This is a genomic window from Vulcanococcus sp. (genome assembly GCF_044369115.1).
Taxonomy (GTDB): domain Bacteria; phylum Cyanobacteriota; class Cyanobacteriia; order PCC-6307; family Cyanobiaceae; genus Vulcanococcus.
Genome location: NZ_JBIPMN010000099.1, coordinates 1 through 9,774 on the forward strand (window position 1 = coordinate 1; position 9,774 = coordinate 9,774).

The window sequence follows — 9,774 nt, forward strand, 5'->3', positions numbered from 1 at the left end:
GGTGGATGTGGACACAGCTCGTAGCAAATAAGCCGGCAAGCCATGGCAGGCAGCCTGCTGATCTGGCCCTGGCCCCTGGCCGCAGCTGCCCACGGCTGATGTGATCCGGTCGCTGAGCCCATCCTGTGAACCGAGAGCTCGATCAACATTGTCTGGAGTTGGCCCTGGCAGATCTGCTGGTGCTGTATCCCCAGCAACGCCGCCGTGCCTTAGCCCAATTCCGGGCGATTGATGCAGGCCTTGCCGAGAAGCTGCAACTGGAGTTGCTGCTGCATCTCACCTAAGCCCGATGCTGGAACTCTTTCACGCAGAGCCGTCGTATTACTCGATGGTGGCGCGCCTGGCCCTGGCGGAAGCGGGTCTGGCCTACGCGAGCCGGCTGATGGATATCCATCTGGCCAAGCAGCAGCTGAGTCCGGCGTACCGGCGGCTCAACCCCCACATGACCGTGCCCACCCTGCGCGGCCCCGGGGTGCTGCTCACCGACAGCGCGCAGATCCTGCGCTACGCCGCTCAGCAGGCCGAGCAACGGCCGGAGCTGGCCTGGGCTGATGCCGATGCCAGCCGCGCTGAGGCCATCCAACGGGCCGTGGCGGGGCACTACGCCCTCTCGATCGAAACGCTCACCTTCGGCAAGGTGTTGGCCACGCGCCCCTGGTTCAAGCCGGTCATGGTTTGGATGCTCAGCGGCATCAACGCCAAGCTGGAGCGGGAGATCGCTGCCAAGTCTGATCAGGCTGCGGTTCTGCAGGCGAAGGTGCAGCAGAACCAGGCACGGCTGGCTGTGTTTCAAGGCAGGCCAGCCCCTGCTGTGTTGGCGGAGCAACGGGAGCAGGTGTCGGCTTATCTGGCTTCGCTGCCGCCAGTGGTGGCGAGCGGCTGGTTGTTTGGTGCGCGCATCAGCTCTGCCGATGTGGTGGTCGCTGTGCTCTGCTCGCGCCTGGCCATGGCCGGTGAGCTTGCTCTGCTCAGCAGACCGGATCTACAGAGTTGGTGGCAGCGCTATGAGCAACGGCCAGCGTTTGAGGAGGCGGATCTGTGGACCCGTTTTCAACGGCGCCGTTTTGTACGGGCGGTGCTCGAGGCCCGGCACACCCGCTTCAGCTGACGCCGCCCGCTTTGGGGCAATCGCGATCCAGTAACACCGCTGCTTGGCCCTTGCCATCGCGCTCGGCGGGCTGCGGGTCAAAGTCGTCGTCGCTCACATCAAAGCTGCGTCTGGCGCAATGCAGCGTGAGCCGCCGCTGGGTGTAGCTGCCATCGGCACGGCCCTTCCCCTGCTGCGCGGCCATGCCGATGCACTGCTGCTGGTTTCCCCAGACGCAGCTGGCCGCACCGAGCAACCCGCCGATCAGGTTGGTGGCAATCTGCTGGCCCCGATCAATTTCAAAGCGGCGCACCTCATAGCGGCGCCGGCCGAGCTGGCGATCGTCGGTGGTGAGCATGAGCGGCCGGCTGAAGGTTTCGGCGGTGTCGATCCGCCACTCCCCCAGTTGCTGCCCAACCGTCAGCTGGCTGGTGAGGCCGCGGGTGAGGGCGGCAAAGCGGTCTTTGGGGTAGCCATGGTGCTGGGCCGCCAGACGCTCGTAATCGCCCATTTCGAACATCAAGTTGGCCGTCTGGGTGAAGTCGTCGACACCCAGAGCGCCGGCATTGAGCATCCAGCCGAGAACCACCCCGGTGCGCCAGTCGGCGGCCAGCTCCTCCTGTTTCACCGTGAGGCCCATGCCGCCTTTGAAGGGTCCGCGGCCCTGCTCGCGGTTCACGTGGTGCCCCCACTCGTGGGCCAGCACAGCCAGATCCAGCAGCAGCAGCTCCCGATCGGTTTTGCCGCGGGCACTGCGCACGCTTTTGCGCAGGTTGAGCGCCATGGCCAGTTCCTGGCTGGGCGGGCAGTAGTAGGCCATCGGATGCGCCACCCGCTCCACCCCGCAGCCTTCGGCGCGATCCCCAGGTAGCAGCAACTTGGGCGGCTGCTTGCTTCCCCAGAAGCGGTGCAAAAGCGCATGGGCCTCGCGCAGATACCGCTCCCGCAACCCCTGTGGCTCACCGTTGAGACGCAACTGCTCCAGTTGCTTGGCTTCTGCGGCGGTGGGCAGGGTGAGGCCTGGCGGAGGGCCCTGGCCTGGAGCCCAGGGCTGTGCCAGCAAATCAGCAGGATTCACAGCTGCGCTGATGGCTGCCACCAGCAACGTGCCCAGAGCACGGCGGAATTGGGGCATGCCTGATGTGGGTGCCTGCAGCACGTTTTACCGCTCGCTGCCGCCGGCGGGCTCAGGGCCGCGCTGCACAGCCCAGGCCGCCAGCAAGCCCCCCGCAAAGCCGCTGGCATGGCCGATCCAGCTCACCCCTGCAGGGGAGAACAGGGGAATCAGGCTCGGCAGCACCCCGCCGTAACTCACCAGACAAACCACTGAAAGCAGCAGGGAAAGGGGCCGCTTTTCGAGCCATCCGATCAACAGCAAATAGCCCAGCAGCCCGTACACAACGCCCGAAAGGCCATGACTGGCCGTAGGCCAGAAGAGCCAAACCGGAATGGCGGTGGCGTACACCCCGAGCCACACCGCGATGTAGTCGCGCCGGCTTTTGGCGAGCACCAACCAAGAGAGGGGAAGGAAGATCAGGCTGTTGGCCAGCAGATGACCAAAGCCGCTGTGGCTGAACGGCGCGGTGAGCACGCCCCAGATCGGCCCCCGCGGTGTCATCGGCAGATTCCAGCGGCCACCAAACAGCAGCTGATCGATCAACTCCTGCGCCCAGGGGATCACCAGCAGCAAGGGCGGAATGATCAGGTTGGTGCTAAGCCGCGCCAGGCTGCGCTCCAGCCGTTGTCCGAGGCTGTCAGCCATCCAGGCCTCCCGCCAGGCTCAGCTGGCATTCCAGAACGGCGAGCGCCTCATCCGGCAGGCCCAGAAACCGGTCGAACCAAGCCTCGCCTGTGGGTTCGATCAAGGCGGTTCCCACCAGCATGCCGGGGTTCCCGTCCTGCAAGCGGATGCCTTGGCGGCGATGCCGCTGGCTTTTGATCGTTTCGGTGCTGAGCCGCGTGTTCACCATCAGATCCGGTGCGCAGTAGCGGAGGCTCGGGCCGAAGCCCGCCTGAAATCGGAACTGGGCGCAGAACTCCAGCTCGAGCTGGCCTGTGGCGGGCTCAAGCGTTCCGTCCAGGCGGATCGGATGAATCTGCACGCAAAGTCCGGGCGGCAGCGGCAGGCCCAGAAAGCGTGCGGTGCGCCCGCTTAAGGCCGGAATGGCTGTGGTTTCAGCCGCAAAGCTCAGCTTGATCGCGTCTGAATCCATCCGCTTGGCTTCGCCAACAGCGCTGCCTCCCCGAGCGTTGTAGAGAAAACGGGGGTAGCGGCCGATCACCAGCTCACAGCCCGCCAGGGTTGTGAGCTGACACTCAGCCATGGCGTAAAGCCTGCAGGGAGCCTCGGGCGTGGAGCGAGGCCAGCTCGTTGTAGCCACCGATCCACTGGCCATCGATCTGGATCTGCGGCAGGGGGCCTGGGCCTGCAGCCACCACTTCGTAGGGAATGGCAAGCCCCTGCAGCAGCCGTTCCGTGCGGCGCGACCAGGCACATCCCTCAGCTAAGGCCACCTGAACACGGGCTTGGCTGTGCAGCGTCGCCGTTGGTTGTTGGGCTCCGCCCTGCTCGAGGAAACCCACCAAAAGATCAGCGCCCTTGAGCACCAAGCTGCCGTGCTCGAGATGCCCTCCCCACACCTGACAGCCGGGGTCAGAAAAACTCAAATGCAGATGAACGCCTTGGGGGGACAGGGTGCCCTGCAGGGTGATGATCTCCAGCTCGCCGAGGAGCACGGTGGGTTGATCCAGGCCAGGGCAGGCAAACGACGCCTGGCTGAGGTTCCCCACCACGCTCAACACAAACCCTGAGGACTGTTCACTGGCCGCCAGGTGCTCAAGGCTGGCCCGAAGATCGGAGCCCGCTTCGAGATGAATGGGCAGAGCCCGCATGGCTGATCAGGCGCTGAGCAGCTCCGAGGGTACCCACTGAGCCAGGCGCTGTTCGTGGCGCACCAGCTGGTAACGGTTGAAATCACTGGGCTGACGGTGGTAGCGACCCCTCAGCTCGTGCAGCTCCTGGCGCATGGCGTGGAGCACGGGGTTGTTCTCGTTCAACGGAACCTGTCAGACCTTGAGAAAATCTTAAGTCGGGTGATGCGCCTTTGTCGCGTGGTTGCCTCACGCTGTTGGCGGGCTTCCCATCTCTTTACAGAGATCAGAGCAGCAAGCGCCGTTCAGGCTGGTTCAGGCGCTCCACGCGGACCACGCCAGCTCGAGGCTGAGGGCTGCCGCAGCGGCCACCACACTGCAGAGCGCGATCCAGGGAAGCGCTCTGACCAGGATCAGAAATCCAGCTGGAATCACCGTTGTGGCTCCCTGCGGGCAACATCATCACTCCAACATCTGCTGCAGAATTCGTGCCGTGTTGTCCATCACAGCGCGGCGTGGGACGACGGCTTCTGCTCAGTCCTTCTGGATTTCCATTTGGGTTGGGAATGGAATGTCCACCTGATGGCGCGCAAAGCTGGCCAGCAGGTCTTGGTTCATCCTGTTGATCCCATCTTGGAAGGCGGCGTAGCTCCCGTGGCTACTGCGGAAATCAAACACGTAGTCGTAAGTGAAGTCAGAGATCGCCATCAGGCGGCAGGAGCGCAGGCTGAAGGCCGGGTCTGCTTCCACAACCTCCTTGATCCAGAGCGGGATTTGGCGCAGCTGTTCGGCGGTTGTGTCGTACGACACGCCGATCACCACCCTTGATTTGGCCACTTGATCTTCGATCTGCTGCATGCGCAACAGCACGGATTCCCGCAGCTCCAAATAGGCCTGCCAGCCGTGCAATTCCACGCTGGCGAAGCAAACCAGCTCCAGGACATCCTCGTTGTTGCGTTCCACACTCACCAGGGTGTGAAGCAGCTCCGGCCGCTGCTTCACCTCTTGGCGGGCATAGTGCAACAGGTCTTCCACCTGTTCTGGGCTGAGCGGTTGGTTGAGCGCGTAGCGCATCTCGATGCCCTGTCTGGGGGGCAGGTCTGATCGCTGCGATCGCTGCGAGAAATTCACGATCGTCGCGTCATCGGCGATGGCGTTGGGAATGGTGATCCGGCTGTCGAGGGTCTGAAGCTCAAGGGATCGCAGGCCGATCTTGGTCACAAAGCCGAGGTTGTCTCCCACTCGGCAGAACTCGCCCACCCGCAGGGGCCGATCGGTTTGGATCGACAGGCCTGCAAAGAGATTGCCAAGCAATTTTGAGGCTCCCAGGCCGATGGCCAAGCCTGGAACAGCTGAAAAGGCCAGCACTGTCTCAGCGGGCAATCCCAGCAGCAAGAGCAGGTGGTAGATCAGTGCCACCATGGTGAGGGCACCAAGCGTTCTGCAGATCGGCATCACGAAACTGCTGATGCGTTGCAGCAATAGGGTTGACGTACCGCCTCTGAGGTGCATCAACCATTCAGAGCTCGATCGCCCGAGCGCTTCAAAAAACAGGTAAGCCAGCACACTGGCTGATAAGAAATAGATGATATAGAAGCCGAACGTGGTCACCACCAATGGCGTGCCGGTGATGTTGAGGTAGGTGTCCACAACGGCATTACTCACTCTTGTGAGCGGCAGGACAGGAATGACCAGCAAGACGCGCCGCCAAGCTGTGTTGTCGGTGTTAAGCCCTGGAAGGTTCTCGCTGTTGCGGCTGTCGTCATAGCGGTACGTACGGGTCAAGCGCCGTCCAAGCCAGGAAATGACCAGTAGCAGCAGCGCGATCGTGAGCAGGGAGAACAGGATCTGGAACAGTGTTTGCCCCCAGATTCGAACTTCAATCAGCGTTCTCACGCTGCCTGGTAGCCGTAGGTACCACTTGGGAGGAATCAGATAGCCGGGCGTCTGAGAATAGAATTCATAAAGCCCCGGTGTTGTGAAAGGCGTGGATTGTGAGGGTAATCCCTTGATTTCCTCATACATCCTCTCCACCTGTTGCACTGTGCTGGCCGAGAACAGGTAATTGCCGCTTTGGGCTTCATCGCCATCTGCGAGGCTCAGCACCACGGCCGTGCCGGGGAGGCGCCAGTCGCTGACATCTTTCTCTAGGGATTCGTTCAGCTTGAGAATGGCCTCGCGGTCAGGAACTTGAAATGTCTTTCGGCTATTGCCAAAGACATAATCCAAGACCTGCTTGAGCTGAATCGCTGCTTCCTCGGCGCGGTCGCCTCTGACGCTTGCAGCGAACTCAGATGCATTGAGAGCTTCTACGGCCATATTGAAGCGTATGTTCAGACTGTCGATGCGTTGGCGCGCTGCCGGGCTCCAGTCCCATCCAGGATCGGTGCGGGCGCTGGCGCTGATGGTGCGCATCTGGTGGCCCACCCCGGCCATCACCACATAGAAGTTCAGCAGGGTGGAGCGTGGGCTGTCACCGATCACCTCGCCCAGAGGCACCCCTGCCCAGGTTTCTGCCGCATCGAGCAAGGCTGGATAAAAGGGTTGGCTGCTGAGGGGTATGCCTTCACGCACAGGCGCTGGCTGTGCTTGTCGCATCTGAGCTGGCCCAGGCAGCATCAACACCAGGCTGATCAGCAATCCACTGACAGCCGCTAGGGCTCGCCGGATCCAGAACCTCGGCATCAGCATGGGCATTGTTGTTTCCAATCATCGCTGTCACTGCCGATGAGTCGTCTGCGCCACGGGATGCGCCAAACCGTGCTCGTTGGAGCGTCGGTGTTGCGGGAAGCGAGTGCGGGTGTGCTGGATGCCGTTGCTGAGCTGGCAGCTCCTAGGAGCCGTTCAGGCAGCCTGGAGCGCGAGCTCGATCTGGCGCGTCAACAGGGCCGCTGGCTCAGTGATGACGAGCGCGCTGAACTCGCAGCCAGTGAGCACCGTCGTGCCCAACGGCGGCGCACGTTGCTCTTGCTAGCGGCAGTCTCGCTCCTGATCCCGCTGTTTTGGCCGCTGTTGCCTGTCTGGCTGGGGTTGCTCTGGTGGCCGATCACCACCCGTCGCCTGTTGATGGGTGTGGTGGGAGCCGTTGCAGCGTTGATGGCTCTGCTGGTGGTGCTGGTGCTTTGGCTGTTGCTGCGATGACGCGAGACGCCTTTTTGGCCTGGTGCCATCCCAGCCTGTTGGACGAGCGGTTGCTGCATGCCTCGGCCCTCTGGCAGGTGAGGGCCGCGTTGGGCCTGTCTGCCGCTGACGTCCCCCCTCCATCGCGTTGGCCGCTCAGCGACTTGCAGTGGGGTGGCTGCGGATTGGCAGTCGCCTCCGCCAGCGTGGGTGAGGAGCGGCCCGCATCGTTTCGGGTGGGAGATCGTTCCCTTCGGGCTCAGTTGTTTTGTTTGCTCGATCCGGGTGAGCGTGCGGGGGGATCTGCTGCCCCCGATCCGCTTGATCCTCAGCGTTGGCGGTTCTGGTTGGTGCCGTTTCATCAGCTGCACCCTGAGCGCCAGAGCATTGGGGTCTCTGCCCTCGTGCGCGCCCATGGTGAGGGGCTACACCACCAGGATCTGGCCGCAGCCCTTGAAGCCTTGGCGCCTTGATGTTGAGTTCTGGTTCTTCGGGTTACCGCATCAGCCGGGATGACGGCGCCACCGATGCCATCGCCGGGAGCTGCTTTGCCACCTATGAGGAGGCCTATGCCGTGCTCGAGCGCTACTACGCCGACCTGTGCTGTTCCGATGATCGGGAGTACTACCGGATCGAGCCGCTCGACCCCGCCTAACCTGCCCCCTCCGGGAGCCTGGTGATGCGCAACCTGATCCGTTCAGCCATGGCCCTGGCGGCTTTGGTGATCACCAGTGCGCCAGTGCAGGCGCTGGAAGAGGTGGTTGTGGAGCTGCCGCTGATGGAGAACACGCTCACCGTGAAGCTGAGTGAGCTGAAGAATCCTGCAGCGTTGATGCAGGGCAGCAGCGACCTGGCCGAACTGGATCGCGCCAGCGATGGAGAGCTGGGCCGCAAATTGCTCAAGCTGCTCAACCACCCGGTGCCGGTGAGTTTTCGCCAACTAGCCGAGAGTTCTGTTGGCTCACCGCTGCTGGAGCAAGCGCTGCTGCTGGTGTCGTCGTTCGGCACGGTGGAGGGCCGCAGCCCTGATCTTTCCGGCGAGACGCTGAAGCAGGCCCTCGACAAGGCCACGGCCGAATCACCAGATGGTCAGCCCACGCTGCTTCAGTTGATGGAGGCGATTCCGGGCGAACGGGTGCGGCTCAACCTGTCGCAAGCGCAGGTTGTGCTGGCGCGCATGCTGCGCCACCGCCGCCGCGCCGATCAGTTGATGGCCCTCGCGGGTCCTGCGCCGGCGGCCTTGCCCGCCGCGCCGCGCTCAGATGTTGCTGTGAGCCGCACAACACTGGCGGTGTCGCACCGGCCCGAACCGCTGGAGCTCGTGGTGATGCCGCCCAGCAGCGGCGCCCCGCGCGGCCTTGTTGTGATCTCCCATGGTCTTTGGGATAGCCCCAGGAATTTCGAAGGCTGGGGGCAGCGCTTGGCGGAACAGGGTTATGCGGTTGTGCTGCCTCGCCATCCAGGCAGCGACAAGCACCAGCAGCATGAGGTGCTCTCCGGACAGGCACCCCCGCCTTCACCAGAAGAGCTGGCTCTGCGGGCCAAGGATGTGACCGCGATCAACGACGCGGTGGCCCAGCGCCAGCTACCGGTCTTGGCTGGGGTGAAAGCCGATCGAGTGGTGGTGATCGGCCATTCCTGGGGGGCCACCACGGCGCTTCAGCTGGCCGGTGTGAAACCAGACGTTCGTGACCTGAAGGCACGCTGCGACAACCTTCTCGATCCCGATCGCAATCTCAGCTGGACGCTGCAATGCAGTTGGATGTCGGCGGTGGATCAAGCGGCGGTGGATGACCCCCGCGTGATCGCCGTGGCGGCGGTGAGCCCTCCGATGTCGTTGCTGTTTCCCAAGGGTTCGTCAAAGCAGATCACCGCTCGTGTGCTCTTGGTGAGCGGTACCCACGATTGGGTGGTTCCGCCGGATCCAGAGGCGGTGCAGCCCTTCACCAACGCCAATCCCCAAGGCAATCAGCTGGTGCTGGTGAAGGGGGGAGATCACTTCAACCTGCGGCCCGGCCAAGCCACGGGAGGTGGCCCCGTGGCACCGCTCTTGCTCGAGTGGACCAACCGCGCCTTCGCCGCTGGCTCAGCAGTGAAACCTTCGCCCGGTGCCTTGCCTCTGCTGCCGCAGGGCTCCTGGGGCAGTGATGGCAAGCCGATGGCGGATGTCACCGATCGCTTGGACGGTCGCTAAGGGTTGACGGGCTTGATTAATAGGTAGTCGTGCTGATAGCGGCGCTTCGCCGAGCCCGCTTTGCTGACGCGGAAGCCTCCTCACACAGCCCGCACGGGCTGTTTTTTATGGCAGCCGGAGCGGCCGTAGGGGCGTGCTGATTAGCGTCACATCTGCTCCGCTGGGTGTGTGCGTCCATATTTCTTGCTCGAACCTGGCGATGGGCTGTTGCTCTGCGGCCCCGATGGCTCGATCAGTCATCTGGACCGCACGGCCTCCATCCGGCTTGGTGTGAAGGCTGAGAACTGGTGCGGCCAAGGTTTGAAGCAGGTTTGGCCTGCACTTGCCGATTTGATCATTCAGGAGCGGGATCGCCTGCAGGCCGGCCCCCGCGACTACGTGGTGGCACTCGCCCAACCCACCCAGCTTGAGCTGGCCACCCGTATTCGCCTGTTCCGCACCGACTGTGGTTTTGGGGCCGGCATCCTGCGGCGGCGCACCCAGCGCTTGCACGACGTTGAAC

General features: G+C 63.2%; 12 protein-coding genes and 1 pseudogene. 7 read left to right on the top strand and 6 right to left on the bottom strand.

Annotated elements, in window-relative coordinates:
- The first annotated feature begins 125 nt into the window (after positions 1-125).
- Together ACIQ2E_RS08865 and ACIQ2E_RS08870 are read left to right on the top strand one after the other, a co-directional pair.
- Positions 126-284, top strand: coding sequence for a hypothetical protein (locus tag ACIQ2E_RS08865; RefSeq protein WP_398329123.1), 159 nt, complete (start codon positions 126-128; stop codon positions 282-284).
- Between the two features lie 5 nt (positions 285-289).
- On the top strand, positions 290-1,108 hold the full coding sequence (locus ACIQ2E_RS08870; RefSeq protein WP_398329126.1) for a glutathione S-transferase family protein: 819 nt from the start codon (positions 290-292) through the stop codon (positions 1,106-1,108).
- On the opposite strand, the gene ACIQ2E_RS08875 is transcribed toward ACIQ2E_RS08870, so the two are convergent.
- From ACIQ2E_RS08875 to ACIQ2E_RS08900, 6 genes are all read right to left on the bottom strand, one after another.
- On the bottom strand, positions 1,101-2,222 hold the full coding sequence (locus ACIQ2E_RS08875) for a zinc peptidase (RefSeq protein ID WP_398329129.1): 1,122 nt from the start codon (positions 2,220-2,222) through the stop codon (positions 1,101-1,103). The two genes, ACIQ2E_RS08870 and ACIQ2E_RS08875, sit on opposite strands and share 8 nt — an antisense overlap.
- Before the next feature lie 27 nt (positions 2,223-2,249).
- Complete coding sequence (locus tag ACIQ2E_RS08880) at positions 2,250-2,849, bottom strand: rhomboid family intramembrane serine protease (protein WP_398329132.1); 600 nt, start codon at positions 2,847-2,849, stop codon at positions 2,250-2,252.
- Positions 2,842-3,411 (bottom strand): hypothetical protein, encoded by a 570-nt coding sequence (locus ACIQ2E_RS08885; protein ID WP_398329134.1) that lies wholly within the window; start codon positions 3,409-3,411, stop codon positions 2,842-2,844. Before ACIQ2E_RS08885 ends, ACIQ2E_RS08880 begins: the two co-directional genes overlap by 8 nt.
- Complete coding sequence (locus ACIQ2E_RS08890; protein WP_398329137.1) at positions 3,404-3,979, bottom strand: PCC domain-containing protein; 576 nt, start codon at positions 3,977-3,979, stop codon at positions 3,404-3,406. The genes ACIQ2E_RS08885 and ACIQ2E_RS08890 overlap by 8 nt, the downstream gene beginning before the upstream one ends.
- Before the next feature lie 6 nt (positions 3,980-3,985).
- On the bottom strand, positions 3,986-4,144 hold the full coding sequence (locus tag ACIQ2E_RS08895) for a hypothetical protein (RefSeq protein ID WP_398329140.1): 159 nt from the start codon (positions 4,142-4,144) through the stop codon (positions 3,986-3,988).
- 348 nt (positions 4,145-4,492) lie between these two features.
- Positions 4,493-6,643 carry a mechanosensitive ion channel family protein gene (locus tag ACIQ2E_RS08900; protein WP_398329142.1) on the bottom strand — a complete coding sequence of 717 codons (2,151 nt, stop codon included), beginning with the start codon at positions 6,641-6,643 and terminating at the stop codon, positions 4,493-4,495.
- A 42-nt stretch (positions 6,644-6,685) separates the two neighbouring features.
- Here ACIQ2E_RS08900 and ACIQ2E_RS08905 point away from each other — a divergent pair, with 42 nt between their 5' ends.
- The 5 genes and pseudogenes from ACIQ2E_RS08905 to ACIQ2E_RS08925 all read left to right on the top strand — a co-directional run.
- Entirely contained in the window at positions 6,686-7,099 is a 414-nt protein-coding gene (locus ACIQ2E_RS08905; RefSeq protein WP_398329145.1) for a hypothetical protein, read from the top strand.
- Complete coding sequence (locus ACIQ2E_RS08910) at positions 7,096-7,551, top strand: hypothetical protein (RefSeq protein ID WP_398329148.1); 456 nt, start codon at positions 7,096-7,098, stop codon at positions 7,549-7,551. Before ACIQ2E_RS08905 ends, ACIQ2E_RS08910 begins: the two co-directional genes overlap by 4 nt.
- Positions 7,551-7,733: a hypothetical protein gene (locus ACIQ2E_RS08915; protein WP_398329151.1), complete on the top strand. Its 183-nt coding sequence runs from the start codon at positions 7,551-7,553 to the stop codon at positions 7,731-7,733. Before ACIQ2E_RS08910 ends, ACIQ2E_RS08915 begins: the two co-directional genes overlap by 1 nt.
- A gap of 24 nt (positions 7,734-7,757) precedes the next feature.
- Positions 7,758-9,272 (top strand): alpha/beta hydrolase family protein, encoded by a 1,515-nt coding sequence (locus ACIQ2E_RS08920; RefSeq protein ID WP_398329154.1) that lies wholly within the window; start codon positions 7,758-7,760, stop codon positions 9,270-9,272.
- 168 nt (positions 9,273-9,440) lie between these two features.
- Positions 9,441-9,774, top strand: a pseudogene (locus ACIQ2E_RS08925) (diguanylate cyclase); the annotation flags it as partial.